Source organism: Pseudomonas bijieensis (genome assembly GCF_013347965.1).
Taxonomy (GTDB): domain Bacteria; phylum Pseudomonadota; class Gammaproteobacteria; order Pseudomonadales; family Pseudomonadaceae; genus Aquipseudomonas; species Aquipseudomonas bijieensis.
On sequence record NZ_CP048810.1, the window covers coordinates 5268663 to 5293912 of the forward strand.

Annotated in this window: 24 protein-coding genes, 1 tRNA gene and 2 pseudogenes; 13 read left to right on the forward strand and 14 right to left on the reverse strand. The window is 60.6% G+C overall.

Annotated elements, in window-relative coordinates:
* Positions 1-117 precede the first annotated feature (117 nt).
* The 6 genes and pseudogenes from GN234_RS30440 to GN234_RS23215 form a co-directional block, all read left to right on the forward strand.
* Positions 118-636: pseudogene (locus GN234_RS30440) on the forward strand (methyl-accepting chemotaxis protein); the annotation flags it as partial.
* A 65-nt stretch (positions 637-701) separates the two neighbouring features.
* Positions 702-895: pseudogene (locus GN234_RS30090) on the forward strand (ATPase domain-containing protein); the annotation flags it as partial.
* A 170-nt stretch (positions 896-1065) separates the two neighbouring features.
* Positions 1066-2262 carry an enoyl-ACP reductase FabV gene (gene fabV / locus GN234_RS23200; RefSeq protein WP_116833448.1) on the forward strand — a complete coding sequence of 399 codons (1197 nt, stop codon included), beginning with the start codon at positions 1066-1068 and terminating at the stop codon, positions 2260-2262.
* 140 nt (positions 2263-2402) lie between these two features.
* Entirely contained in the window at positions 2403-2846 is a 444-nt protein-coding gene (locus GN234_RS23205) for a DUF3592 domain-containing protein (RefSeq protein WP_109754917.1), read from the forward strand.
* A 4-nt stretch (positions 2847-2850) separates the two neighbouring features.
* Positions 2851-3438, forward strand: a complete 588-nt coding sequence (locus GN234_RS23210; RefSeq protein WP_176689138.1) for a hypothetical protein — start codon at positions 2851-2853, stop codon at positions 3436-3438.
* Positions 3439-3654: 216 nt separating this feature from the next.
* A complete protein-coding gene (locus GN234_RS23215; RefSeq protein WP_176689139.1) occupies positions 3655-5718 on the forward strand; it encodes a calcium-binding protein in 2064 nt (687 codons plus the stop codon).
* A 61-nt stretch (positions 5719-5779) separates the two neighbouring features.
* Here the strand turns inward: GN234_RS23215 and ychF are convergent, their stop codons facing one another.
* The 8 genes from ychF to GN234_RS23255 form a co-directional block, all read right to left on the reverse strand.
* Positions 5780-6880, reverse strand: a complete 1101-nt coding sequence (ychF, locus tag GN234_RS23220; RefSeq protein WP_109754914.1) for a redox-regulated ATPase YchF — start codon at positions 6878-6880, stop codon at positions 5780-5782.
* Between the two features lie 22 nt (positions 6881-6902).
* Positions 6903-7487, reverse strand: a complete 585-nt coding sequence (pth, locus tag GN234_RS23225) for an aminoacyl-tRNA hydrolase (protein ID WP_003185374.1) — start codon at positions 7485-7487, stop codon at positions 6903-6905.
* A 166-nt stretch (positions 7488-7653) separates the two neighbouring features.
* Positions 7654-8256, reverse strand: coding sequence for a 50S ribosomal protein L25/general stress protein Ctc (locus GN234_RS23230; protein ID WP_109754913.1), 603 nt, complete (start codon positions 8254-8256; stop codon positions 7654-7656).
* Between the two features lie 143 nt (positions 8257-8399).
* The gene (locus GN234_RS23235) at positions 8400-9341 is read right to left on the reverse strand and encodes a ribose-phosphate pyrophosphokinase (protein ID WP_003171603.1); all 942 of its coding nucleotides are present in this window, start codon (positions 9339-9341) and stop codon (positions 8400-8402) included.
* A 47-nt stretch (positions 9342-9388) separates the two neighbouring features.
* A tRNA-Gln gene (locus GN234_RS23240) sits at positions 9389-9463 on the reverse strand.
* Between the two features lie 37 nt (positions 9464-9500).
* On the reverse strand, positions 9501-10352 hold the full coding sequence (ispE, locus tag GN234_RS23245; RefSeq protein ID WP_109754912.1) for a 4-(cytidine 5'-diphospho)-2-C-methyl-D-erythritol kinase: 852 nt from the start codon (positions 10350-10352) through the stop codon (positions 9501-9503).
* A 1-nt stretch (position 10353) separates the two neighbouring features.
* Complete coding sequence (gene lolB, locus GN234_RS23250; protein ID WP_109754911.1) at positions 10354-10971, reverse strand: lipoprotein insertase outer membrane protein LolB; 618 nt, start codon at positions 10969-10971, stop codon at positions 10354-10356.
* A 4-nt stretch (positions 10972-10975) separates the two neighbouring features.
* On the reverse strand, positions 10976-12700 hold the full coding sequence (locus GN234_RS23255; RefSeq protein ID WP_060740651.1) for a tetratricopeptide repeat protein: 1725 nt from the start codon (positions 12698-12700) through the stop codon (positions 10976-10978).
* A gap of 172 nt (positions 12701-12872) precedes the next feature.
* Here GN234_RS23255 and hemA point away from each other — a divergent pair, with 172 nt between their 5' ends.
* The 6 genes from hemA (at position 12873) to GN234_RS23285 (ending at position 18252) form a co-directional block, all read left to right on the forward strand.
* Positions 12873-14162 (forward strand): glutamyl-tRNA reductase, encoded by a 1290-nt coding sequence (gene hemA / locus GN234_RS23260; RefSeq protein ID WP_116833445.1) that lies wholly within the window; start codon positions 12873-12875, stop codon positions 14160-14162.
* A complete protein-coding gene (gene prfA / locus GN234_RS23265) occupies positions 14159-15241 on the forward strand; it encodes a peptide chain release factor 1 (RefSeq protein WP_063324387.1) in 1083 nt (360 codons plus the stop codon). Before hemA ends, prfA begins: the two co-directional genes overlap by 4 nt.
* 14 nt (positions 15242-15255) lie before the next feature.
* Positions 15256-16086 carry a peptide chain release factor N(5)-glutamine methyltransferase gene (gene prmC / locus GN234_RS23270; protein WP_176689140.1) on the forward strand — a complete coding sequence of 277 codons (831 nt, stop codon included), beginning with the start codon at positions 15256-15258 and terminating at the stop codon, positions 16084-16086.
* Entirely contained in the window at positions 16080-16835 is a 756-nt protein-coding gene (locus GN234_RS23275; RefSeq protein ID WP_176689141.1) for a molybdopterin-synthase adenylyltransferase MoeB, read from the forward strand. Before prmC ends, GN234_RS23275 begins: the two co-directional genes overlap by 7 nt.
* Positions 16828-17619, forward strand: a complete 792-nt coding sequence (murI, locus tag GN234_RS23280) for a glutamate racemase (RefSeq protein WP_163856691.1) — start codon at positions 16828-16830, stop codon at positions 17617-17619. The genes GN234_RS23275 and murI overlap by 8 nt, the downstream gene beginning before the upstream one ends.
* 114 nt (positions 17620-17733) lie before the next feature.
* Entirely contained in the window at positions 17734-18252 is a 519-nt protein-coding gene (locus GN234_RS23285; protein WP_025215451.1) for an acyloxyacyl hydrolase, read from the forward strand.
* Positions 18253-18385: 133 nt separating this feature from the next.
* Here GN234_RS23285 and GN234_RS23290 read toward each other — a convergent pair whose 3' ends face one another.
* The 6 genes from GN234_RS23290 to GN234_RS23315 all read right to left on the reverse strand — a co-directional run bounded on the left by GN234_RS23290 (position 18386) and on the right by GN234_RS23315 (position 24152).
* Positions 18386-18691 carry a YkgJ family cysteine cluster protein gene (locus tag GN234_RS23290; RefSeq protein ID WP_163856702.1) on the reverse strand — a complete coding sequence of 102 codons (306 nt, stop codon included), beginning with the start codon at positions 18689-18691 and terminating at the stop codon, positions 18386-18388.
* A gap of 27 nt (positions 18692-18718) precedes the next feature.
* A complete protein-coding gene (locus GN234_RS23295; RefSeq protein ID WP_176689623.1) occupies positions 18719-19492 on the reverse strand; it encodes an SDR family NAD(P)-dependent oxidoreductase in 774 nt (257 codons plus the stop codon).
* A gap of 123 nt (positions 19493-19615) precedes the next feature.
* The gene (phrB, locus tag GN234_RS23300) at positions 19616-21067 is read right to left on the reverse strand and encodes a deoxyribodipyrimidine photo-lyase (RefSeq protein ID WP_176689142.1); all 1452 of its coding nucleotides are present in this window, start codon (positions 21065-21067) and stop codon (positions 19616-19618) included.
* A gap of 14 nt (positions 21068-21081) precedes the next feature.
* Positions 21082-22029 (reverse strand): MerR family transcriptional regulator, encoded by a 948-nt coding sequence (locus tag GN234_RS23305; protein ID WP_176689143.1) that lies wholly within the window; start codon positions 22027-22029, stop codon positions 21082-21084.
* Entirely contained in the window at positions 22029-22991 is a 963-nt protein-coding gene (locus tag GN234_RS23310) for a YbgA family protein (RefSeq protein ID WP_163856712.1), read from the reverse strand. The genes GN234_RS23305 and GN234_RS23310 overlap by 1 nt, the downstream gene beginning before the upstream one ends.
* 174 nt (positions 22992-23165) lie before the next feature.
* Positions 23166-24152 (reverse strand): NAD(P)/FAD-dependent oxidoreductase, encoded by a 987-nt coding sequence (locus GN234_RS23315; RefSeq protein ID WP_163856715.1) that lies wholly within the window; start codon positions 24150-24152, stop codon positions 23166-23168.
* A gap of 196 nt (positions 24153-24348) precedes the next feature.
* On the opposite strand from GN234_RS23315, the gene GN234_RS23320 reads away from it, so the two are divergent.
* Positions 24349-25248, forward strand: coding sequence for a TIGR01777 family oxidoreductase (locus tag GN234_RS23320; RefSeq protein ID WP_109754902.1), 900 nt, complete (start codon positions 24349-24351; stop codon positions 25246-25248).
* Positions 25249-25250 lie beyond the last annotated feature (2 nt).

Here is a 25250-nt window from a genome sequence, read left to right on the forward strand (position 1 = left end):
ACGCAAATGGCGGCGCAGACCCGGGACAACGCCGCCAACGCCAAGAAGGCCGATGAGCAATCCCAGGCGTCGCGAGCCGATGCGGGGGAGAGCGATAAACTGATGAGCGAGCTGATTGCCGCCATGGCCGAGATCGACAATTCGGGCAAGGACATCACCGCGATCATCACCACCATCGACAACATCGCTGCACAAACCAATTTGCTGGCCCTGAACGCGGCCATCGAAGCGGCCCGGGCCGGTGAGCTTGGGCGCGGTTTTGCCGTAGTGGCCGATGAAGTGCGCAGCCTGGCCGCCCGCAGCGCCGAGGCCGCCCAGCAGACGGCCGCGCTGATCGCCGACTCCTCGAGCAAGACCCAGCGCGGCATGATCATCGCCGGCCGGACCGCCGAATCGCTGAAGAACATCGTCAATGGAACCAGCGCGGTTTCCAACCTGGTTTCGTTGATCTATCAAGCCTCCAGCGAGCAGGCTTCGGGCTTGCAGCAGGCCAGCATCGGCTTGGAGCAGATCGATGAAGTGACACAGAAAAACCAGTCCAACTCACAAGAGTGCGCGGTGGCGGCCAAGGACCTTTCGGAGCGGGCATCGCTGATGCAGCGTGTGCTGGGACGCTTCAAGGTCAAAAGGAGTTAGTTTTTTTCCAACCCGCTCCAGGCGCCAGCCTGGAGCGCGGGCACCCTTCAACCCGGGCGAATCGCCGCAACGGTGAAACCGGCGTGATTGCGATGTTCGAACAGCGTCCCAATCATTCCCATAGCCCCACACTCGCCAACTTGATTCAATCTGGAGAAATCGGCTGGCCGATAGCCGCGCGCCGGACTTGTCCATCGATGAAATCGTGCACTTGCTGCTCCGCGAGATCGGCTGCCTGAAAGCGATCCGGGTGGTCATTGCCCATCGATAACGGTCGGCCGGTCATGTTCGCCGCGTTGTTGGTGAGTCTACCGTTGGTGAGTCCGACCACGTCAGGACGCATTCATCGTGACGCTTCAACTTTCCAGGCGTCTACGACTTAATATTGCCAGTGTTGGCGCTCTACATCCTGGAAGAGGCAGATTCTCTATGATCATCAAGCCGCGCGTTCGTGGTTTTGTCTGTGTGACCACCCACCCCACTGGCTGCGAAGCCAACGTCAAGAGTCAGATCGACTACGTGACCGCCCAAGGTCCCATCACCGATGGGCCAAAGAACGTACTCGTGATCGGTGCATCGACCGGCTACGGGCTGGCTGCGCGGATAACCGCCGCTTTTGGTTGTGGCGCCAAGACCCTGGGGGTGTTTTTCGAGCGTGAAGGTGATCCAGGCAAGCTTGGCACCGCTGGTTGGTACAACACCGCGGCCTTTCACTCGTTCGCCGAGTCAGAGGGGCTCTACGCCAAGAGCATCAACGGCGATGCGTTTTCCGATGAAATCAAACAACAGACCATCGACGTCATCAAACGCGACTTGGGCAAGATCGACCTCGTTGTCTACAGCCTGGCCGCGCCACGCCGGACACACCCCAAGACCGGTGTGGTATTGAGTTCTACCCTCAAGCCGCTCGATAAGGCCGTGACTTTGCGGGGCCTGGACACGGATAAAGAAGTGGTCAAGGACACGACCCTGGAACCGGCGACCCAGAGCGAAATCGATGGCACGGTGGCCGTAATGGGCGGCGAAGACTGGCAAATGTGGATCGATGCCCTGCACGACGCAGGTGTCCTGGCCGACGGGGCGAAAACGACCGCGTTCACCTACCTGGGCGAAAAGCTGACGCATGACATCTACTGGAATGGCTCCATTGGCGCGGCCAAGAAGGACCTGGACCAGAAAGTCCTTGGCATTCGTGAGCGACTGGCTGCCCTGGGGGGCGATGCGCGGGTCTCGGTATTGAAAGCCGTGGTGACTCAGGCCAGCTCAGCGATCCCGATCATGCCGCTGTACCTGTCATTGCTGTTTAAAGTCATGAAGGCGCAGGGCACGCACGAGGGGTGTATCGAGCAGGTCCATGCGCTCTACAAAGACAGCCTGTACGGCCATTCTCCCGTGATGGATGAGGAGGGGCGCCTGCGCGTGGACTACAAGGAACTGGCTCCCGAAGTCCAGGATCGCGTCAAGCAACTCTGGGATCAGGTCAGCACCGATAACCTTTACGAGCTGACTGACTTTGTCGGTTACAAGGCGGAGTTCCTGCGTCTCTTCGGTTTCGGCATCGAAGGGGTGGACTACGAGGCTGACGTCGATCCGGACGTCAAGATTGCCAATCTGGTCCAGGCATAGGTAATAAGTCTGGAAGCTGCCTCGACGCTTCATGCAAGAGGCAGCGGCTTCTCCTGGCCCTGAATAATTTTGTTGGGGGGATAGCGAGACTTCTTTGTTATCCTGACGGCCTCTTTCATGGATGAACGCCGAGATAAACCATGGCTAACGACACCCCGTCACGTATCGGGACAATTCTGCTGGGCCTGCTTTTTGCCCTGATTGGCATTGGCTTGTTGGGCATTGCCGTCAATCTCACAATCGATCGACGCGACTTTCTCGCCCGGGCACAGACTGCCGATGGCATTGTCAGCCACTTGAATGCCGGTGGTTCGCATCCTGAGATCGCTTTCACCACCGCCAGCGGCGAAAAGATTTCCTACCCCCAAGGCGGCTTTATCTTCGGTTACCAGAAGGACCAGCCGGTGCGGGTGCATTACTTGCCCGAGCAGCCGGCGGGCAGCGCCATCGTCGATGCCCCGGCCGCCCTGTGGGGCACCTCTGGAGTACTGGGATTCATCGGCCTGGTGTTCACTTTTGTCGGCCTGCTGAAAGCCATCCGGCCGCGCGGCCGCGGTGCGGTTCATTCACATAAAGGACTTTGAACGTATGAGCTACAACATCCCACTCCCGGTCAATGAAAGTCGTTGGCAGTACCAGACCGCCAGCGGTGGTGGCCTGACTGTGGTCATGGTGGCGGGCAGTGGCGGCTCGATTATCCTGCGCTCGCCCCAAGGCGAAGACGTCAGCTACCGCTATGGCGGGGTCGGCGTGGGTGCCGGGTTTGGCGCGAGGCTGCCGCGCTTCGGCAAGATCAATATCCAGATCAAGGGCAAGGGCGTGAGTGCGGCCGGTGCGGCTGAGGCGTTTCCCAGCACCGGCAAGGTGTTCGTCAGCGACGCCCTGGTCAGTCGCGACCTGACCAGTGACGACATCACCGGCCCTTGCATGTATACCGAAGTGGGCGTGGGCCTGGGGATTGGCGGCTCGGCCACGGCCCTGCTGTTCGGGCTCGATCCCAAGCTGCTGGCATTGTCGATGGCGTTGAACGCCAACCCGGCGACCGCGCTCATCGCGTCCACCACGGTCAACCGGCAGTTGGCGAAGTCGGCCAAGGGCGCGTTGGTCATGGCAGGCATTAATGCTGGTTTGCAGGCCGGTGGTGGCGGGGCGATCTATATAGGCTATCTGTTCTAGGCCGTAGCGAATCTCAAGTACCTCTATGCCACGCCCATGAAAAAGCCGCGAACCAACGCGGCTTTTTGCTATGCGCACCTTTTTCAGCCCTCCAGCGAGGCCAGACGGCTAAAAAAAGCCATCGGTCGGACGCTGCTCGTGTCAGCGATGGGGCCGCGTGCAAATCCTTCCTGCTCCACTAGAGTGACGGATCCAATGCCCTTAAAGGATTAACCCATGGCAACCACCGACAACACGACGGTCAGTACTCATACCGTGAGAACTGGCCCGGGCACAGTCCAGGTCGACCTCACCGGCCAGTTCGATGATAACCAGAGCATCGTTATCCAGCCGGACGGCAAGATCCTGGTCGGTGGCTATACGGAGTACCTGGCATGGGGCTACCCCGGGGCGCCAGGCGAGGAAAGCTACGGCTACGAACAGAACCATAGCGTTATCCGCCTGAACGCAGATGGTAGCCTGGACACCGGCTTCCATGACGGCGGTGTCGACATCGTCCCCGCCGCGATAGCCCCGGCGTCGCGCTACGAGCTGACGGCGGTGCAACCTGATGGCAAGGTGCTGATCGCCACAGCGCTGAACATCGGCGTTCAGGTGGAGCGCTTCAACAGCGACGGGACGCGCGATGCGACCTTCGGTCAAAACGGCGCTATCACGGTCGATATCAGCCATGACTTCAAGGACATCGACCTGACGGCCAATACGGATGGCACGTTCCAGATCAGCGCCCGCGGGTTTGACCAGGCTACAGTGACCAGGCTCGACAATGACGGCACTTTCGTCGATGGCTTTGGCGACCATGGCGTGCTGACCGTCAACATTCCCGAAGACGAATACTACAACGGCGCAATTTCCACTGCGGTACAGGCCGATGGCGGCGTCGTGGTCGGGGCTGCGTACAATGCCGCCGGCGCGGGTGAGCCGACGTACGCCTTGCAGCACTTCAATCCCGACGGTCAGCTGGATACCCATTTCGGTGATGGCGGTGTTCTCTACTTGAGTGCTGCCATGGGGTTTGGCGAAGACTCAGTGGTCACCGTGCAGGCTGACGGCAAGATCATCGTCATGGGCCATGGCGAAGGTTCCACCTCGGCTACTGTGGCGCGGTTTAACGCCGACGGCTCCTTTGACACCGGCTTTGGCTCCAATGGCAGGGTGACCTTCGAGGCCGAAACGCCTGTGGCTGTGACGGTGCAGGCCGATGGCAAGATCCTCGCGACCGGCACGAGCGGTGGGGATTTCAACATCATCCGCTGGAACGCGGATGGCAGTGTGGATACAAGCTTCGGCAGCCAGGACGGCAAGCTCCATGTGGACGGATACGTCGGTGAAGAAATCTTGCAGGGTACCGATGCCGCCGAAATTATCCGTGGCCTGGCGGGGGATGATGTGCTTCAAGGCAACGGCGGGCGCGACCTCCTGCTAGGTGGCGCTGGCGCTGACATCTTCCGCTTCACCGAACTGAGCGACAGTTTCCGCACAGCGGCGCAAAACCACAGTGACCGGGTCCAGGACTTCGACGCCTCTCGGGACCACATCGACTTGATTGCCCTGGGCTTCACCGGCATCGGCGACGGCCATGACGGCACCTTGGCCGTCCAGGCCAGCGCAGACGGCACGCTCACCTACCTCAAGAGCTACGACGCCGATGCCGCCGGGCAACGGTTTGAACTGGCCTTGGACGGCAACCTGGTGGGGCAATTGAACAGCACCAACCTGGTGTTCACCGCGCCCACCGTTGAAGGTGCGTCTACCGCGGATACGATCAATGGTTCTGCCTTGTCGGAAATCATCTATGGCCTGGACGGCAATGACCGTATCGACGGCGGCGCTGGAGCGGATGTAATCATTGGCGGCGCGGGCGCCGACCGTCTCAACGGCGGAGACAGAGCCGACATCTCGTTGTGGACCGATAACCGGGAAAACGCCGACGTGTTCCGCTACACCTCTACCGAAGACAGCTACCGTACTGACAGGCAGAGCTTTACCGACCTTATCGAAGGCTTCACGGTTGACGACAAGATCGATGTGGCGACGCTGGGCTATACCGGCTTCGGAGACGGTACGGGCACTACGCTGAAGATGGTTTACAACCAGGAACTGGACCGCACTTATCTGGCGGATGTGGAAGCAGACGCCCAAGGCCATCGGTTCCAGATCGCGCTGGCCGGGGATTGGCGGGAAAACCTCGACGAAGATGACATGATCTTTGCGCCCGACGCCGGGATAGGGCTGATCGGGGTAGCGGCAGAGGTCGATCAAGGGCATCTATTGACGTGACGTCTGCTTGAGAAGGTCGCGTGGCAGTGAGTGCTGCCACGCGATAGGCTCAGGAAAGCCGTCAGACGTTGAAACGGAAGTGCATCACGTCGCCATCCTTGACGATGTATTCCTTGCCTTCCAGGCGCCATTTACCGGCTTCCTTGGCACCGGCTTCGCCCTTGTACTGGATGAAATCGTCATAGGCGATGACTTCGGCGCGGATGAAGCCTTTTTCGAAGTCGGTGTGGATCACGGCCGCGGCTTGTGGCGCGGTGGCACCGACGCGAACGGTCCAGGCGCGGACTTCTTTTACGCCTGCGGTGAAGTACGTCTGCAGGTTGAGCATTTCATAGCCGGCGCGGATCACGCGGTTCAGGCCAGGTTCTTCCAGGCCCAGGGCCTCCAGGAACATGTCCTTCTCTTCGCCGTCTTCAAGCTCGGCGATTTCCGCTTCGATCTTGTTGCAGACCGGGACGACCATGGCGCCTTCTTCTTCGGCAATGGCCTTGACCACATCCAGGTGCGGGTTGTTCTCGAAGCCGTCTTCAGCGACGTTGGCGATGTACATGACCGGTTTGGTGGTCAGCAGGTGGAAGCCGCGAATGATCTGCTTCTCATCGGCACCCATGTTCTTGATCAGGCTGCGGGCCGGCTTGCCCAAGGTGAAGTGGGCGATCAACTGTTCGAGCAGGGCTTTCTGGGCGACGGCTTCTTTGTCGCCACCCTTGGCGTTGCGAGCGACTTTCTGCAGTTGCTTTTCGCAGCTGTCGAGGTCGGCGAAGATTAGTTCCAGGTCGATGATCTCGATATCGCGTTTCGGGTCGACGCTGTTGGAGACGTGAATCACGTTTTCGTCTTCGAAGCAGCGGACCACGTGGGCGATGGCGTCGGTCTCGCGGATGTTGGCCAGGAACTTGTTGCCCAGGCCTTCGCCCTTCGAGGCCCCGGCCACCAGGCCGGCGATGTCGACGAACTCCATGGTGGTCGGCAGCACGCGTTCCGGGATCACGATGGCCGCCAGGGCCTCCAGGCGTGGGTCGGGCATCGGCACGATGCCGGTGTTCGGCTCGATGGTGCAGAAGGGGAAGTTCTCGGCCGCGATACCGGATTTGGTCAGGGCGTTGAACAGGGTGGACTTGCCGACGTTAGGCAGGCCGACGATGCCGCAATTGAATCCCATGGTGTTTCCCCTCGGATAAGTGTCAGGCCTTCTGGCTGTGCAGGTTTTTCATCGCGCGGTTCCATTCACCGGCGAGGATATCCGGCAGCACGCCGAGGGCAAAGTCGATGCTGGCATCGAGTTTTTCCTGTTCGGCGCGAGGCGCACGACCCAGGACAAAGTTTGAAACCATACTGGCTACGCCCGGGTGGCCGATGCCGAGCCGCAGGCGGTGAAAGGTATTCTGATTACCCAATTGCGCGATGATGTCGCGCAACCCGTTGTGCCCGCCATGGCCGCCGCCTTGCTTGAGCTTGGCAACGCCCGGAGGCAGGTCGAGTTCGTCGTGGGCCACCAGGATTTCTTCAGGCTTGATGCGGAAGAAACCGGCCAATGCCGCCACGGCCTGGCCGCTGCGGTTCATGTAGGTGGTGGGGATCAACAGACGAACATCCTGACCCTGATGCGAGAAGCGCCCGGTCAGGCCGAAATATTTGCGATCGGCCGCCAGGCTGACGCCTTGTGCGTGCGCGATGCGCTCAACAAAAAGGGCCCCTGCGTTATGCCGGGTCTGTTCGTATTCAGCGCCTGGATTTCCCAGGCCAACGATCAGTTTAATGGCAGTCACGATAGGGGCCCTTCCTGGAGTGTGGATAACAATGTCGCAATCAGGCGGTGTTGCGACAGTGGACGAAAATGGAGGATTTACCGTTAAGTAAACTTCGCGTTCTCGCCCGCTGTCTCGCTACGTTCCAGTCCGCGATGTTTCCGGTCACTCCGGCGACAGAGTGAAATTACTCTGCAGCGCCTTCTTCAGTGGCTTCTGGAGCAACACGTGGAGCGTGGACGTTGGCAACAGCCTTGTCATCGCCGTGTGCCAGAGCAACAAACTCAACGCCTTTAGGAGCCTTGAGGTCGGACAGGTGAATGATCGTGCCGACTTCGGCGTTAGCCAGGTCGACTTCGATGAATTCAGGCAGGTCTTTCGGCAGGCAGGTCACTTCGATTTCCGAAACAACGTGCGAGATTTCGCCGCCTTTCTTGATCGGAGCAGCTTCGCCAACGAAGTGCACAGGCACGATAGCGGTCAGTTTCTGGCCAGCTACTACGCGTACGAAGTCGGCGTGCATCACGTGGCCTTTGGCCGGGTGACGCTGCAGGGCCTTGATCACGACGTTTTGCTTGGTGCCACCAACGTTCAGCTCGATGATGTGGCTGTAGGCCGCTTCGTTTTCGAGCAGTTTGGCAACTTCTTTGGCCAGCATGCTGATGGACTCAGGGGCTTTGTCGCCACCGTAGACTACAGCTGGAACCAGGCTTGCGAGACGACGCAGGCGGCGGCTCGCACCTTTCCCCAGGTCGGAACGCACTTCAGCATTCAGAGTAAAATCGTTCATGTTGTATCTCCAAAGTAACCACATTCACCCCAGCGCTTGCGACCAGCGCTAAAGGCGATATGGGCAAAAAAGCCCCGCCCCGACAGTGAATGTCGGGGCGGGGCGCTTTTCGTCAACGAGATGTCGCGGTGAGGGCAGGGCCCTTAGCGGAACATCGCGCTGATCGATTCTTCATTGCTGATGCGGCGAACCGCTTCGGCAACAACCGGTGCGATATCCAGTTGACGGATACGCGCACAGGCTTGTGCTGCTGCGGACAACGGGATGGTGTTGGTCACCACCAGTTCGTCCAGCACGGAATTTTCAATGTTTTCGATCGCTCGACCCGACAGCACAGGGTGTGTGCAGTAGGCAAAGACCTTGGCGGCGCCATGCTCTTTCAGGGCCTTGGCCGCGTGGCACAGGGTGCCGGCGGTATCGACCATGTCGTCGACCAGAATACAGGTACGCCCTTCGACGTCGCCGATGATGTGCATCACTTCGGAGTGATTGGCTTTCTCACGGCGTTTGTCGATGATACCCAGATCCACGCCCAGGGATTTGGCAACGGCCCGTGCACGCACGACGCCACCAATGTCCGGGGACACGATCATGAGGTTTTCGAAGCGCTGATCTTCGATATCATCCACCAGGACCGGGGAGCCGTAGATGTTATCCACGGGAATATCGAAGAAGCCCTGAATCTGGTCAGCATGCAAGTCAACCGTGAGGACACGATCGATGCCGACTACGGTAAGCATGTCAGCCACGACTTTCGCGCTGATTGCCACACGTGCGGAACGCGGACGGCGATCCTGACGGGCATAACCAAAGTAAGGAATAACAGCAGTGATACGAGTAGCCGAGGAACGGCGGAAGGCATCAGCCATCACGACGAGTTCCATCAGGTTATCGTTGGTCGGAGCGCAAGTCGGCTGAATAATGAAGACGTCTTTACCGCGAACGTTTTCATTGATCTCGGCAGTGATTTCGCCGTCGGAGAACTTACCGACAGAAATGTCACCGAGAGGGATATGCAGCTGACGTACGACACGCCGAGCCAGATCGGGGTTGGCGTTCCCCGTAAAGACCATCATCTTGGACACGCGCAGTACCTGAAGGCTGAGGGTATACCTGGATGAGTATAGGAAAATGGCAGGGGCGGCTGGATTCGAACCAACGCATGGCAGGATCAAAACCTGCTGCCTTACCGCTTGGCGACGCCCCTGTATCTGTTGCTGCGAGTGCCCAGCACTCGATTCCTTTTAGAGCAGGTTTTGTAGCTTGCGATGCAACATCGAAACGTTGCTTCCTTTTGCTACAAACCCCGTAAGGGTCTCTGTCAGAAGGGCCGAGACTTTATCAGCTTCAGCTTTGCTTGGGAAGCCCCCAAACACACAACTTCCAGTTCCGGTGAGTTTTGCTTCGGTAAATTTACCTAACAAATTCAATGCGTTACGAACATCTGGATAACGCCTTGCTACCACCGGTAAGCAGTCATTTCGACTGTTTCCCTTGGGAACGGGGCGCACTTTAATGGGAGGAGAGTTACGTGTCAACAGCGGATCTGAAAAAATTTCTGCTGTACTTACAGAGACTTGCGGCACCAGTACCAAGTACCAGGGTTCTTCGGGTTCCACCGGGGTGAGTTTCTCCCCTACGCCTTCGGCGAAAGCGGCGTGGCCACGCACGAAAACCGGCACGTCGGCACCCAGTGTCAGGCCCAGCGCCGCCAGGCGATCCGCGTCCCAGCCCAACTGCCAGAGGTGGTTTAGCCCCAGTAAGGTTGTCGCGGCATTCGAGCTGCCGCCACCGATGCCACCGCCCATGGGCAGGATTTTTTCGATCCAGATGTCGATGCCCAACGAACAACCGGATTGTTCCTGGAGTTTTTTCGCCGCCTTGACGATCAGGTTGCTGTCGTGGGGGACGCCATCGAATTCGGTGTGCAGGTGAATCACACCGTCGTCGCGCACGGCAAACGTGATTTCGTCGCCGTAGTCCAGGAACTGAAAAATCGTCTGCAGCTCGTGATAGCCGTCGGGGCGGCGACCGAGGATGTGCAGCATCAGGTTGAGCTTGGCCGGGGAGGGCAGGGTCAGGCGTGCAGCGGTCATGTCATTGCCCCAGCTTGCGCGGCTGCCATTGCTTGATCACCAGCGTGACGTCGAGATTGCTGCCATGCAGCTTGATGCGCTCGGGCAGCCAGTAGCCGTTCTGCTGGGCATAGCTCAAGTATTCGATCTGCCAGTCATCCTGGTCCAGGTTGGACAGGCGGCTGTCGGCGTCGAGGGTCAGGCGGCTCTTGCTGTCCGGTGCCGGTAGCCCGCGAACCCACCAGGTCAGGTGGGATACCGGCAGTTTCCAGCCCAATTGTTCTTCCAGCAGCGCTTCGGGGGTGGGTGCCTCGTAGCGTCCCTGGTTGGCGACTTCCAGCGAAACCTGGCCCGGCCGGCCGGTCAATCGTGCCGCGCCGCGACCCAGTGGGCCCGACAGGCGAATGTCGTAGTAGTCCTGGCGTTGCAGCCAGAAAAGCGTGCCACTGCCCGAGTCCTTCGGCGCGCGAATGCCGATCTTGCCGTCGATCTGCCAGCCGTCGAGGCCGCTCAGTTGTTGCTTGTGCTCGCGCCACTGGGCCTGGTTGCCCTGGCCCTGGACGGATTCACGGGCGCCGAAGCCCGCGCAACCGGCGAGCAAGGCAATGAAGCTGAAAACGATGAAATGGCGCAAAAACATGATTTTAAAGAGTCTCGGATCCGGTCAGGCGTTTGATGGTGCTGCGCAGGATAGGGCTGTCAGGCTGATCCTTGAGGAATCGGCTCCAGATCTGCCGCGCTTCACGTTGCTTGCCGTTGGCCCACAGGACCTCGCCCAGGTGAGCGGCGACTTCCTGGTCGGGAAAACGCTCCAGGGCCTGGCGCAACAGGCGTTCGGCTTCGTCGAGATTGCCCAGGCGGAAATTCACCCAGCCGAGGCTGTCGAGCACCGCCGGGTCTTCCGGGTTGATCTGGTGGGCCTGTTCGATGAGCAGCTTGGCTTCGTCATAGCGGGTGGTGCGATCCGACAGCGTGTAGCCCAGGGCGTTGAGGGCCATGGCGTTGTCCGGGTCGCGCTGGATGATCAGGCGCAGGTCTTTTTCCATCTGGGCCAGGTCGTTGCGTTTTTCCGCCAGCATCGCACGGGTGTACAACAGGTTCAGATCGTCCGGGTACTGCTTCAAGGCTTGTTGCAGCACGTTCCAGGCCTTGTCGCCCTGATTGTTGGCCGACAGGGTTTCGGCTTCGATCAGGTACAGCTGGATGCCGTAGTCCGGCTGGGAATCGCGCTGTACGGCTAGGCGGCTCTGGGCGTCGGCGGTCTTGCCATTGCTGATCAGGATATCGGCCTGGCGCAACTGCGCCGGCAGATAGTCATTGCCCGGGCCGACCTGGGCGTACTCGATCAGTGCGCTCTCGGGGTCATTGCGTTCCTCGGCGATGCGACCCAGGTTCAGGTGGGCCGAGTCGACATGGCTTTCCCGGGCGATCAGGTCCTCCAGGTAGCCCTTGGCCTCTTCCCAGGCCTTGGCTTCCAGGCAGACCAGTGCCAGGGAGTAGCGCAACTCGTCGTCTTCCGGGTATTGCTGGACCAGGCTGGAGAACTCCACCTTGGCGTCGTCCATGCGGTTGTTTTCCACCAGCATGCGGGCGTAGGTGAGGCGCAGGCGTTTGTCGTCCGGGTACTTCTTGATGCTTTTTTCCAGCAGCGGCAGCGCTTCGTCGCCGCGATTCAAGCCTTGCAGCAGGCGCGCGCGCAGGAGGATAGGTGCCACCTCGCCGGCTTCCGGCGGGTTGTCTTCCAGCAGGGTGAGGGCGCCCTGGGTGTCACCATCCTGTTGCAGCAGCAAGGCCTTGCCGAAAATCAGCTGGCCGTTGTTCGGGTGGCGCTGCAACAGGCGATCGAAGCTTTTCATCAGGCCGTTGCGGGTTTCCTGGTCGGTATCGGCGGCGGACAGCGCCAGGAAATCGAAATGGGTGTCGCCCTTGCCCAGCAGGACCTTCTCCATATACACCATGGAGTCGTCGTAGCGCCCGGCCCGGGCCAGTTGCACGGCGGCGGCGCGCTGCGCTTCCAGGTCATCGGGAGCATTCCTGGCCCAGATCAGTGCGGTATCCAGCGCGGGCTGGTCGGCGCCCAGGTATTCGGCAATGCGAAAGGCCCGCTCGGAGATGCCCGGGTCCTGGGTGTTGATGGCCTGGGTCACGTAGTTGTCCAGCGCGATGTCGAAGCGATTGCGCTGGCCTGCCAGTTCGGCGCTCAACAGGCTGAAGATGGTTTCTTCGCTGAACGAACCGTAGACCTTGGGTTTTTCAGGTGCCTGCACGCTGTCTTCGACCGGCGGCGTACCGTCCGTCGAAACGGGGGCCATGGACTGGCAGCCGCTGAGCAAGGCAAGGGCGAGGAGCAACGCGGAAGATCTATTCATATAGGAAGAGGACGACTAACCTGCGGTCGGATCATCATGACACAAGCCTTGAGTCAAACATAACCGCCCCGTCGATTTACCATCCCGGGCAGAGCGATAGAGATCGAGTGGTTGTTCTGAATCTGACGAAGTAGGACAATTGCCGGCTTCACGTCACCATCAGCGACCTTGAATGGCCTTCCTTGCACTCGGTATTAACCACAAGACTGCTTCAGTAGACGTCCGCGAGCGCGTGGCCTTTACGCCTGAGCAGCTGGTTGAGGCCTTGCAGCAGCTCTGCCGACTCACCGACAGTCGCGAAGCTGCGATCCTCTCCACCTGCAATCGCAGCGAGCTTTATATAGAACAGGATCACGTTTCAGCCGATTCAGTCCTGCGCTGGCTGGCCGAATATCACAACCTGAGCCTTGAAGAGCTGCGCGCCAGTGCCTATGTGCACGAAGACGATGCGGCCGTTCGTCACATGATGCGTGTCGCCTCGGGGCTCGACTCGCTGGTGTTGGGCGAACCACAGATCCTCGGCCAGATGAAGTCGGCCTATGCCGTGGCCCGTGAGGCCGGCACCGTCGGCCCGCTGCTGGGGCGCCTGTTCCAGGCTACGTTCAACGCCGCCAAGCAGGTACGCACCGACACGGCCATCGGCGAGAACCCGGTGTCCGTGGCGTTTGCCGCTGTCAGCCTGGCAAAACAGATTTTCAGTGATTTGCAACGCAGCCAGGCGCTGCTGATCGGCGCTGGCGAGACCATTACGCTGGTCGCCCGCCATCTCCACGACCTGGGTGTGAAGCGCATTGTCGTCGCCAACCGCACCCTGGAGCGGGCCAGTAGCCTGGCCGAGCAGTTCGGCGCCCATGCGGTGCTGCTCTCGGACATCCCGGCCGAACTGGTACACAGCGACATCGTCATCAGTTCCACCGCCAGCCAGTTGCCGATCCTCGGCAAGGGCGCTGTGGAAAGTGCCCTGAAGCTGCGCAAGCACAAACCGATTTTCATGGTGGACATTGCCGTTCCCCGGGATATCGAGCCGGAAGTCGGCGAGCTGGACGACGTTTACCTCTACAGCGTCGACGATCTGCACGAGGTGGTCGCCGAGAACCTCAAGAGCCGGCAGGGCGCGGCCCAGGCGGCGGAAGAGATGATCAGCGTCGGTGCCGACGACTTCATGGTGCGCCTGCGCGAGCTGGCCGCGGTGGATGTGCTCAAGGCGTATCGTCAGCAGAGCGAACGCCTGCGCGACGAGGAACTGCAAAAAGCCCAGCGCCTGCTGGCCAACGGCGGCAGTGCCGAAGAGGTGCTGGTGCAACTGGCCCGCGGCCTGACCAACAAATTGCTCCACGCCCCCAGCGTCCAGCTCAAGAAGCTGACCGCCGAAGGTCGCCTCGATGCGCTGGCCATGGCCCAGGAACTCTTTGCCCTCGGTGAGGGCTCACCGGATAGCTTTTCGGATAAAAAACCGCAATGAAAGCGTCACTGCTCAACAAGCTGGACATCCTCCAGGACCGTTTCGAAGAACTGACCGCCTTGCTGGGCGATGGCGAGGTCATTTCCGACCAGAACAAGTTCCGCACCTATTCCAAGGAATACGCGGAAGTCGAGCCGATCGTCGCCACTTATAAACAGCTGCTCAAGGTGCAGGGCGACCTCGAAGGTGCCCAGGCGCTGCTCAAGGACAGCGATCCGGATATGCGCGAGATGGCGGTGGAGGAAGTTCGCGAAGCCAAGGAGCAGTTGCTCGAACTGGAAAGCAACCTGCAACGCATGCTGCTGCCCAAGGACCCGAATGACGGGCGAAACGTATTTCTTGAAATTCGTGCCGGTACCGGCGGTGACGAGGCGGCGATTTTCTCCGGTGACCTGTTCCGCATGTATTCACGCTACGCCGAGCGGCGCGGCTGGCGGGTGGAGATTCTCTCGGAGAACGAAGGCGAGCACGGCGGCTATAAAGAAGTCATCGCCCGGGTCGAAGGCGACAATGTCTACGGCAAACTGAAATTCGAATCCGGCGCCCATCGCGTGCAACGCGTGCCGGCCACCGAGTCCCAGGGACGCATCCATACCTCGGCTTGCACCGTGGCGGTATTGCCCGAGCCGGACGAGCAGGAAGCCATCGAGATCAACCCGGCGGACCTGCGGGTCGATACTTATCGTTCCTCCGGCGCGGGCGGCCAGCACGTCAACAAGACCGACTCGGCGATCCGCATCACGCACTTGCCGTCGGGCATCGTGGTCGAGTGCCAGGAAGAACGTTCCCAGCACAAGAACCGCGCGCGGGCGATGGCCTGGTTGTCGGCCAAGCTCAACGACCAGCAGACCAGCGCCGCCGCCAATGCCATCGCCAGCGAGCGCAAGTTGCTGGTGGGCTCGGGGGATCGTTCCGAGCGGATCCGTACCTACAACTTCGCCCAGGGCCGAGTCACCGACCATCGTGTCAACCTGACCCTGTATTCCCTCGACGAGATTCTTGCCGGTGGTGTCGATGCGGTGATCGAGCCGTTGCTGGCCGAATACCAGGCCGACCAGTTGGCTGCGATTGGCGAGTAAGCACAGGTGAATAAATGACCATCATCGCCAGTCTGTTACGCGCCGCCGAACTGCCGGATTCGCCCACGCCGCGGCTGGACGCCGAGTTGTTGCTGGCCGCTGCGCTGGGCAAGTCCCGCAGTTTCCTGCACACCTGGCCCGAGCGGATCGTGCCCAGCGAGGCGGCGTTGCTGTTCTCCGAATACCTGCGCCGGCGTCGTTCCGGCGAGCCGGTGGCGTACATCCTCGGGCAGCAGGGCTTCTGGAAGCTTGACCTGGAAGTCGCGCCCCACACCCTGATCCCGCGTCCCGACACCGAGTTGCTGGTGGAAACCGCGCTGGCGTTGCTGCCGGCGACCCCGGCCCGGGTCCTGGACCTGGGCACCGGTAGCGGCGCGATTGCCTTGGCATTGGCCAGTGAGCGAGCGGCCTGGAAAGTCACGGCGGTCGACCGGGTGCTGGAAGCCGTGGCCCTGGCCGAACGTAATCGCCAGCGCCTGGACCTGGGCAACGTCACGGTGTTGAGCAGCCACTGGTTCAGCGCGTTGGAGGGCGAGCGTTTTACATTGATCATCAGTAATCCGCCTTACATCGCGGCCAGCGATCCGCATCTGGTCGAGGGCGACGTGCGTTTCGAACCGGCCAGTGCCCTGGTCGCGGGACCGGACGGTCTGGATGACCTGCGCCAGATCATTGCCCTGGCCCCCGGGCATCTTGAACCGGACGGCTGGTTGATGCTTGAACACGGTTACGATCAGGCCGAAGCGGTGCGTGATTTGCTGCGAGCCCAAGGCTTTGTTGAAGTCCATAGCCGCAAGGACCTGGGCGGTCACGAGCGCATCAGCCTGGGGTGCCTGCCGTGCTGAACGATCAGGAGCTGTTGCGTTACAGCCGGCAGATTCTGTTGCAGCACGTCGACATCGACGGCCAATTGCGTCTCAAGCAAAGCCGCGTGCTGATCGTCGGTCTTGGCGGTCTTGGCGCCCCGGTGGCGTTGTACCTGGCCGCCGCCGGGGTGGGGGAGATGCACTTGGCGGATTTCGACACCGTCGACCTGACCAACCTGCAACGCCAGATCATTCATGACACCGACAGCGTCGGCCTGAGCAAGGTCGATTCGGCGATGCGTCGCCTGACGGCGATCAACCCCGAGGTCCGGCTGGTGCCTCACCTGGCGGCCATGGATGAAGACAGCCTGGCCGCGGCGGTCGCGGCGGTGGATGTGGTGCTCGATTGCTCCGACAACTTTTCGACCCGCGAGGCGGTGAACGCGGCCTGTGTCGCGGCGGCTAAACCGCTGGTCAGTGGCGCGGCGATTCGCCTGGAAGGGCAGTTGTCGGTGTTCGATCCGCGTCGCCCCGAAAGCCCTTGCTACCACTGCCTCTACGGCCACGGCAGCGAAGCCGAGCTGACCTGCAGCGAAGCCGGCGTGATCGGGCCGTTGGTGGGCTTGGTAGGCAGTCTGCAAGCCCTTGAAGCCTTGAAGTTGCTGGTCGGTTTCGGTGAGCCGTTGGTGGGGCGCCTGCTATTGATCGATGCATTGGGCACGCGTTTCCGTGAACTGCGGGTCAAGCGTGATCCAGGCTGCAGCGTCTGTGGTGGTCGGCATGAGTGAGGCGCCGGTCGGTGTGCTTGACTCGGGTGTCGGCGGGTTGTCGGTGCTGGGGGAAATCCGTCGGTTGCTGCCCGATGAGTCACTGTTGTACGTGGCTGACTGTGGGCATATTCCCTACGGCGAGAAAACCCCGGAATACATCCGACAACGCTGCTCGATCATTGCCGACTTTCTCCTGGGCCAGGGCGCCAAGGCGCTGGTCGTGGCGTGCAACACCGCAACGGTGGCTGCCGTTGCCGATCTGCGCCGTGATTTCCCCGATTGGCCCATCGTCGGCATGGAGCCGGCGGTCAAGCCGGCGGCTGCCGCGACCCGCAGCGGTGTCGTCGGTGTGCTGGCCACCACCGGTACCTTGCAGAGCGCCAAGTTCGCCGCGCTGCTCGACCGTTTCGCCACCGATGTGCGGGTCATCACGCAACCCTGTCCGGGGCTGGTGGAACTGATCGAGGCGGGTGACCTGCACAGCCCGGCCTTGTATCAGTTGCTGCAACATTACGTCGAGCCCTTGCTGGCGGCTGGCTGTGACACGTTGATCCTGGGTTGCACGCACTATCCGTTCCTCAAGCCATTGCTCGCGCGGATGATTCCGGAGCACATCAGCCTGATCGACACCGGTGCCGCCGTGGCCCGGCAACTCCAGCGCCTCTTGACTGAGCGCGGGCTGTTGGCGGAGGGGCCAGCCAGTGAAACGCATTTCTGGACGAGTGCAGACCCGATACATTTAAGAAAAATCCTACCCACGCTATGGCATTCGTCTGGCGTTGTGCGAAGCTTTGATCTGTAAAAAAAACGTGAAAATTGTGTAAAACAGGCTGAACTTCTGTTTTAGCGCAGATTTCTATAGCTCTGTCTATTTGTAAGAAAATCAACTAAGTCTGTTCGGAAAAGGATGTTTCTAATGAAGCGCTTATTCTGTTTTGCCGCGTTTGCGGCTGCATTGTTGGGGCACACTTACACTGCACAAGCAGCGGGAGTGGAGTTTGGGGTTGGCCAGACCAGCGACTCGACCATGACTTATCGCCTGGGCATGCAGTTCGACTGGGACAAGAGTTGGCTGCAAAGTGATGTCGGTCGCCTGACCGGCTACTGGAGCGGCGCCTATACCTATTGGGAGGGGGACGAGACGTCCAGCAACCACAGCCTGTCGTTCTCGCCTGTGTTTGTGTATGAGTTTTCCGGCCAGAACGTGAAGCCTTACATTGAGGCGGGTGTCGGTGTGGCGTTGTTCGCCAATACCGAAGTGGAAGACAACAAGCTCGGTACGGCTTTCCAGTTTGAAGATCGCATCGGGTTCGGCCTGCGCTTCAACGGTGGACATGAAGTGGGCATTCGCGCCACTCATTACTCCAACGCCGGCATCAAGTCGACCAACGACGGTGTAGAAAGCTACGCGCTCCACTACACGATGCCGCTGTAACAAAACAGCTTGAGAACTGTGGGAGCGAGCAGGCTCGCGAAAGCGGTGGGCCAGCCAATATGGTGTTGCCTGATCTACCGCTTTCGCGAGCAGGCTCGCTCCCACAGTAAATCAGCTCTGTCAGATCATTCCTTTATCGATACGCCGTCGCAATCCCCTGGCGTTCTTCCAGGCATTCCGGCGCCCCCATCTCGAATTCGCGGCAGATCAGCGGGCGCTTTTCGTAGATGCTGCACATCATGCTGTCCCGATCCAGGGCCGCGCACCACCCGTCATCAAGCCGCAGCATGACCTCGCCACCCCAATCGTCCGTGTCGATAAAACGCTCCGGGACCCCGGTGTCGGTGATCAGCATCACTTCCAACTGGCAGCAGCATGCCGCGCACGTCGAACACGTGACAGCCGGTGCCGGGATTTCATGCAGGGGGATGGTTTTCATGGCGCGCAGTGTAAGGCAATCGACGGCTCAGGGTTGTCCCTTGATCGGATAGCCGTTTTTTGCCTGGCATGAGTCGGTATCGGCCGGCATGGTTTCGGTCGAAGAAGGTAAGGGCCAGAGTGCGGTCATGCATGCGATGGGGAGCGCGACTTCCCGGGGGCGTTCGACGAGTTGTTCGAGCACATGCCGCGCCGCTTCGTCCGCTGACTGGTGGGCCTGCGTTGGAAAGCAACCGTCGGGCCCCAGCGACGGACCGTCATACCCAGGGTGCACCAACGTCACATCGATACCTGCGGATGCCAGCCCAGCTCGATCCGATGTGAACAGATAACGCATTGCATTGCCACCCGTTTCGTTTTGCGAGGGCGGCAGATAAGTTACCGGGCTGGCAATGCCCACCAGATGAGGTTCGGCCCCGGCGCGCAGCAAAGGCATGGCCACTTCAATGCAGAAACTGGCGGCCAGCAGGTTGCTGCGCACGATGTGTTCTATCAAGGTGTGATCGGCCGGCTGCCCGTCAACGTACTCAGCCGTTCCGAGATTGAGGATCACGCTGTCCAAGGCGCCCCATTGGCGGGCGATTTGTTCGCCGATTTCGCGCACGCTCTGACTGTCGGTCAAATTGCCAGGCACTGTCAGCACTTGTCCTGGATAACGTACCGAAAAGCTGTCGCACGATCGGGCCGAGCGCGAACTGACGGCCAGATATGCGCCTGTCTCCAGGATCGCTTCAGCCAACGAAGCGCCGATTCCGTTGCCAGCCCCGGTGAGCCAATAGCGCCGCGGCAGTGTTAGACCCATTCCATGCTCCTTTCGATTGGACAGCGTACTGATTAAGCGCATTTTCAGTAGAGTCCATACGATTAGTAAGACTATATGTCATCGGGTAAATAATGCACCCCACAGGCCGGCATTTCTTGTTCGCTAATCGCCCATCCCTTCAGTACCTGCATCCTGGCGCGCTGGCAGGTTTCTGAACGCTGCCAGCGCACGCGCCCTGGATTCGCGCAAATCGACGATCGGTGCCGGATAATCCACTGCGCCAAACAAGCCGCCCTGGGTATTTGGGCTATGGACCTGTTGGCTGTTCAGATCGTTCAGTCCAGGCAACCAGCGTTTGATGAACAAGCCTTCGCGATCGAATTTTTCCGACTGGCTCATTGGGTTGAAGATGCGGAACCAGGGCGCCGAATCGGTGCCGGTGGAGGCGCTCCACTGCCAGCCGCCATTGTTGGCGGCCAGGTCGCCGTCGATCAAGTGCTGCATGAAAAAGCGCTCGCCTTCGCGCCAATCGATCAACAGATTCTTGGTCAGGAACATCGCCACGACCATCCGCAAACGGTTGTGCATCCAGCCGGTCTCCAGCAACTGGCGCATGGCCGCATCGATAATCGGCAGGCCGGTGCGTGCTTGCTTCCATGCCTCCAGTTCTGCGGGGGCCTCGCGCCACGCCAGCGCCTCGGTTTCCGGGCGAAAGGCGCGATGGCGCGACACGCGTGGATAGCCCACCAAAATATGTTTATAGAACTCGCGCCAGAGCAGTTCATTGATCCAGGTCACTGTTCCGGCACTTCCGCTTTCGAATTCACCCTGGTTGGCTTGTAGCGCGGCGTGCAGGCACTGACGCGGCGACACCACCCCTGCCACCAGATAGGCCGATAGCTGGCTGGTGCCCGGCCTGGCGGGAAAGTCCCGTTCGTTCTGGTAGTCGTCGATGTGTTGGTCGACAAAGGTGTCCAGGCGCCGACGGGCTTCGGTTTCGCCAGCGGGCCAGAGGGCGCGTAGCGCTTCGCTGGGTGGGGGGAATCCAGCGACTTGCGTCGGCACCGGATCACGGGCAATGCCGGTGGGAGCCTGCCGGAGCGGTGTGGCGACCAGGCTCGGCAAGGAGAAATGCAGGCGGCTGTAGCAGACCTTGCGGAACTGGCTGAACACTTGGAAATAGTTGCCGGTCTTGGTCAGTACGCTGCCGGGCTTGAACAGCAATTGGTCGAGATGGCTGTGAAATTCAATGCCTTGGTCATTCAAGGCGCGGGCGACCTCGGCGTCGCGTCGCGTTTCATTCAGGCCGTACTCTTCGTTGACATGCACGGCGCCGACGTTCAGCTCGCGACACAGTTTGAGCAGCACTTCTGGGGCATGGTGCCAATGCGCTGCGTCGCGGATCAGCAGCGCAATGTTCAATTCGTCCAGGGCCGCGCTCAACGCGCCGAGGTTGCGTAGCCAGAAATCGATCTTGCACGGTGCATCGTCATGGGCGCGCCATTGTTCGGGGCTGGTCAGGTACACCGCCACGCATGGGCCCTGGGCCGCTGCCGCCGCCAGGGCGGTGTTGTCGTGCAGGCGCAAGTCGCTGCGCAGCCAGATCAGTTGCATGCTGTTTTTTCCATCTAAAGGAGTGCTCTGCGGCTCAGTTCGCGATGAGCCGATAACGGGTCTACGGCCCAGGACACGTCAACCAGCGAGACGCCTGTGGATAACCTGGCGTGGTGGATCGACGCGGCCGGGCCGGCAATGATGATCGGGCAATCGATGCCGCCCAGCAGCCGGGGCAGTTGGGAAAGGTTGAGGGCATGACTGGAATACAGCAGTACGCCCCGGGCCTTGAGGCGTCCCACCGCCAGGGCCAGTTCGCCCGGCGGTAGAGGGCTGTCGAGTACTTCCACCGGGCAGTCAGCGCTGCTGGCCAGCCAGGCAGTGAGCCACAGGTGCGGCTCCTGGGGCGAGTCTGAATGATTGATCAGCAACAATGGTGCGCCGCGCAGCTGACGGTTGTTGTGGTAGATGCGGCTGCCGAATTTGCTGCGCAGCCACGAGTACAGGAAGACCCGTTCCAGCTGCGCGCCGAACTGGCCCTGCCAGTGCAGGTGCAGCTCGGCCAGCAACGGCAAGAGCAATTGCTCGCACACGGTCCAGGGCGGGTACAGCGCCATCGCCTGATTGACCAGGTCATCGATCTGGCGCTCGGCCAGTTGCGTCACCGCCAGCACCAGGGCATGACGTTGGGGCTGCCAGTCATTCTCTGGCGCCTGCGTGGGTTCGCTCGGCGGCTGCGGTGTGTCCAGCAAGGGTTTGATCTTGCTCACGGCAACGCCACGATCGATCCAGGTGAGGATGTTCAGGATCCGTTGCACATGATCGGCATTGAACAGTCGGTGGCCCTTGGGCGTGCGGTGCGGCACGATCAGGCCGTAACGGCGCTCCCAGGCCCGCAGCGTGACGGCGTTGACACCGGTTTGCCGGGAGACCTCGCGTATGGGCAGCCAGCCTTGTGCCAGGGCCTGGGCAAAATCGGCCCCGAGGTCTTCGCGGGCGCTGGAGTCGGGCTCGTTGCTCATCAAATAGCGTTTCGCAGGCTGAGGTTTTCCGGGTGCGGTTGCAGGTAGACCTGCTGTGCCAGGTAAGGATCGGGGTGCTGGCGCAAGTGATGCTTGAGCAACGTCAGTGGCACTACCAAGGGCACGATGCCGAGGCGATATTGCCCGATGAGATGCTGTACTTCCTGTTTGTCCTCGGCGTCGATGGCGCGCTTGAGGTAACCGCTCAGGTGTTGCAGCACATTGGTGTGGGTGCGGCGGGTCGCGCATTTCTTCAAGGCCGCCATCAATGCACTGAAGTAGCGTGGGCCCAGCTCATCAGGGTCGGTCCTGCCCATGTTGCCCAACAAGGAGCCCAGGACCTTGTACTGCACCGGGTTGTGGGCCATCAGCAGGTATTTGTAGCGCGAGTGGAATTCGATCAGGCCGCGACGGGTCAGACCCTGGCGACGCAAGGATTGCCAGGCGGCATAGGCAAACACGCGGGTCAGGAAGTTCTCCCGCAGCACCGGGTCGTTGAGGCGACCGTCTTCCTCCACCGGCAGGTCGGGGTGGTGGGCACAAAAGGCCTGGGCATAGATGCCGCGCCCGCCGCCGTCCTGGGTCACGCCGTTGTGGTCGTAGACCTTGACCCGCTCCAGCCCACAGGACGGCGATTTCTGCATGAAGATGTAGCCGCAAATGTCATCCAGTTCCCCTGCCATCTGCTGCCCATAGTCGGCCAGTGGCCGGGTCACGTTGAGGTCGCGATTCACCGTGCCCAGCGCCTCAGGGTGTCCGGGGTTGCCCACCAGGCGGATCGGTTCGCGGGGGATACCCAGGCCAATGGCGACTTCGGGACATACCGGCACGAACTCGAAATAGTCGACGAGGGTGCGGCTGCACAACTGCGATTGCTTGTGCCCGCCGTTAAAGCGAACTTCAGCACCCATCAGGCAGGCGCTGATGGCGATTCTGGGTTTGGCGATGGCTGCGCTGGGCATGGGCGACCTCTGATTGCTAAATCTTGTACAAATTTTTGTATATGTACAATATTTTTATCATAGGCTCGAACCCGCGCAAGTCAATCGGATTGAGTAGCGAGGCGGCGTCAAACTGTGTCGAAGGCAGGCTGCTGTCTCTTTCGACAGCAGCGTAAAGCGATGGGGTGACGCGATCTATTGCAGGCTTGCATGCAGGCGGCGGGCAGCTTCCTGGCCGCTTAGCCATGCGCCTTCGACCCGGCCGGACAGGCACCAGTCGCCACACACATACAGGCCCAGGTCGGCATCGGCCAGGGCGCCCCATTCATGGTTGCCAGCGGGGCGGGCGTAGAGCCAGCGATGGGCGACACTGAAGCTTGGTGCGGGCATGGCGCTGTGCAGCAGTTCGGCGAAGGCGCCGTGCAGGTGTTCGATCACCGCTTCCTTGGACAGGTCGATGTGCTGCCGGCTCCAGTCGCTGGTGGCATGCAGTACCCAGGTATCGAGCTTGCTGTCGCGTCCGGGTTTGCTGCGGTTGCGGGCCAGCCAGTCGAGGGGGCTGTCCTGTACGAAGCAGCCTTCCATGGAGGTATCCAGCGGCTTTTCGAACGCCAGGGCCACTGCCCAGGTCGGGTCCATCTTTACCCCCGCTGCCACGCCAGCCAGCTTCGGCACGGCCGCCAGCAACGCGGTGGCCTGGGGTGCGGGCGTGGCGATCACCACCTGGCCGAAGGGGCCGTGGGTGAAACCTTCCGCGTCCTGCAAATGCCAATGTTCCTGGCCGCGGTACACCTCGGTGATCCGGCAGGAAAACTGCACTTGCAACTTGCCGAGCAGGGCACGGGTGATGGCGCTCATGCGCGGAGTGCCGACCCAGCGGGTCTGTTCGTCCGGCGAAGGGCTCAGTTGCCCGCCCTGGAAATTGTAGAGTTGCGGGTTCCATTCCGCGGCCCAGCCGTTGGCTTGCCAGCGCTGGACTTCCGTGACAAAGCGCCGATCGCGAGCGGTGAAGTATTGCGCGCCCATGTCCAGGGCGCCGGCATCGCTGCGTTTGCTTGACATGCGTCCGCCACTGCCGTGGCTTTTATCGAAGAGTTGAACGATATGCCCGGCCTCCGTCAGGGCCTGGGCGGCTGAAAGTCCGGCGATGCCGGTGCCGATGATTGCGATAGGTACAGTCATGAGGGCCTCGTTTACCTTTCTGTACAGACTACGCCGTCGTTTAAACCTGTACAATTCGGGTTTTTGGTATAAGTTTTACCGTTCGCGTTTGGACAGGTTGTCCTATTGTTAAACACAGACCCTGTCCGATACGAAAAATCCCTGCTTATAAAAATAGACTAATGGGCCGGGTAAAACGCGATGCGAGGAACATCTCATGCACATATTGCTGACCGGCGGTACTGGTTTGATCGGACGTCAGCTCTGCCGCCTCTGGTTGGAGCAGGGACATCGCTTGACGGTATGGAGTCGCCGGCCTGAAGAGGTGGCGAAAATCTGTGGGGCACAAGTGCGCGGCGTTGCCAGGCTCGAGGACATCGATGTGCCGGTGGACGCGGTGATCAACCTCGCGGGAGCGCCCATTGCCGACCGGCCCTGGAGCCACAAACGCAAGATGTTGCTATGGAGCAGTCGCATCACATTGACGGAAGTTTTGCTGGCGTGGCTGGAGCGTTGCGAACAGAAACCGCAGGTGTTGATTTCCGGTTCGGCAGTGGGCTGGTACGGCGATGGTGGCGAGCGCGAGTTGACCGAGGAATCGGGACCGGTGAGCGAAGATTTTGCCAGTCAGTTGTGTATCGCCTGGGAAGAAACCGCGCAGCGGGCCGAGGCGCAGGGCATGCGCGTGGTACTGGTTCGTACCGGCCTGGTCCTGTCTGCCGAGGGCGGCTTTTTGTCGCGGCTGTTGCTGCCATTCAAACTGGCGCTGGGCGGGCGTATCGGCAATGGTCGGCAGTGGATGCCGTGGATTCATATTGACGATCAAATCGCCCTGATTGATTTTCTTCTGCACCGCTCTGATGCCAGCGGTCCTTATAATGCGTGCGCTCCTAACCCGGTGCGCAACCGCGATTTTGCCAAGGCCTTGGGGCGCGTGTTGCATCGGCCAGCCGTGGTGCCGATGCCGGAGCTTGCGTTGAAAGTCGCATTGGGGGAATTGTCACTGCTGTTGCTCGGCGGCCAGCGCGCCACGCCGGCCCGACTGCAGGCGGCGGGTTTCACATTCCGGTTCACTGATTTGCCCGCGGCCCTGGAAGACTTGTCCAGCCGCCTTTGAAA

Bases quoted from the DNA above. Each gene is read 5' to 3' on its own strand.
- fabV (WP_116833448.1), top strand. From the start codon at position 1,066: ATGATCATCAAGCCGCGCGTTCGTGGTTTTGTCTGTGTGACCACCCAC.
- hemA (WP_116833445.1), top strand. From the start codon at position 12,873: ATGGCCTTCCTTGCACTCGGTATTAACCACAAGACTGCTTCAGTAGAC.
- GN234_RS23210 (WP_176689138.1), top strand. From the start codon at position 2,851: ATGAGCTACAACATCCCACTCCCGGTCAATGAAAGTCGTTGGCAGTAC.
- GN234_RS23315 (WP_163856715.1), bottom strand. From the start codon at position 24,152: ATGACTGTACCTATCGCAATCATCGGCACCGGCATCGCCGGACTTTCA.
- murI (WP_163856691.1), top strand. From the start codon at position 16,828: ATGAGTGAGGCGCCGGTCGGTGTGCTTGACTCGGGTGTCGGCGGGTTG.
- GN234_RS23305 (WP_176689143.1), bottom strand. From the start codon at position 22,029: ATGAGCAACGAGCCCGACTCCAGCGCCCGCGAAGACCTCGGGGCCGAT.
- prfA (WP_063324387.1), top strand. From the start codon at position 14,159: ATGAAAGCGTCACTGCTCAACAAGCTGGACATCCTCCAGGACCGTTTC.
- phrB (WP_176689142.1), bottom strand. From the start codon at position 21,067: ATGCAACTGATCTGGCTGCGCAGCGACTTGCGCCTGCACGACAACACC.
- GN234_RS23295 (WP_176689623.1), bottom strand. From the start codon at position 19,492: ATGGGTCTAACACTGCCGCGGCGCTATTGGCTCACCGGGGCTGGCAAC.
- GN234_RS23215 (WP_176689139.1), top strand. From the start codon at position 3,655: ATGGCAACCACCGACAACACGACGGTCAGTACTCATACCGTGAGAACT.
- GN234_RS23255 (WP_060740651.1), bottom strand. From the start codon at position 12,700: ATGAATAGATCTTCCGCGTTGCTCCTCGCCCTTGCCTTGCTCAGCGGC.
- lolB (WP_109754911.1), bottom strand. From the start codon at position 10,971: ATGTTTTTGCGCCATTTCATCGTTTTCAGCTTCATTGCCTTGCTCGCC.
- GN234_RS23285 (WP_025215451.1), top strand. From the start codon at position 17,734: ATGAAGCGCTTATTCTGTTTTGCCGCGTTTGCGGCTGCATTGTTGGGG.
- ychF (WP_109754914.1), bottom strand. From the start codon at position 6,880: ATGGGATTCAATTGCGGCATCGTCGGCCTGCCTAACGTCGGCAAGTCC.
- GN234_RS23320 (WP_109754902.1), top strand. From the start codon at position 24,349: ATGCACATATTGCTGACCGGCGGTACTGGTTTGATCGGACGTCAGCTC.
- GN234_RS23230 (WP_109754913.1), bottom strand. From the start codon at position 8,256: ATGAACGATTTTACTCTGAATGCTGAAGTGCGTTCCGACCTGGGGAAA.
- GN234_RS23290 (WP_163856702.1), bottom strand. From the start codon at position 18,691: ATGAAAACCATCCCCCTGCATGAAATCCCGGCACCGGCTGTCACGTGT.
- GN234_RS23205 (WP_109754917.1), top strand. From the start codon at position 2,403: ATGGCTAACGACACCCCGTCACGTATCGGGACAATTCTGCTGGGCCTG.
- GN234_RS23310 (WP_163856712.1), bottom strand. From the start codon at position 22,991: ATGCCCAGCGCAGCCATCGCCAAACCCAGAATCGCCATCAGCGCCTGC.
- ispE (WP_109754912.1), bottom strand. From the start codon at position 10,352: ATGACCGCTGCACGCCTGACCCTGCCCTCCCCGGCCAAGCTCAACCTG.
- prmC (WP_176689140.1), top strand. From the start codon at position 15,256: ATGACCATCATCGCCAGTCTGTTACGCGCCGCCGAACTGCCGGATTCG.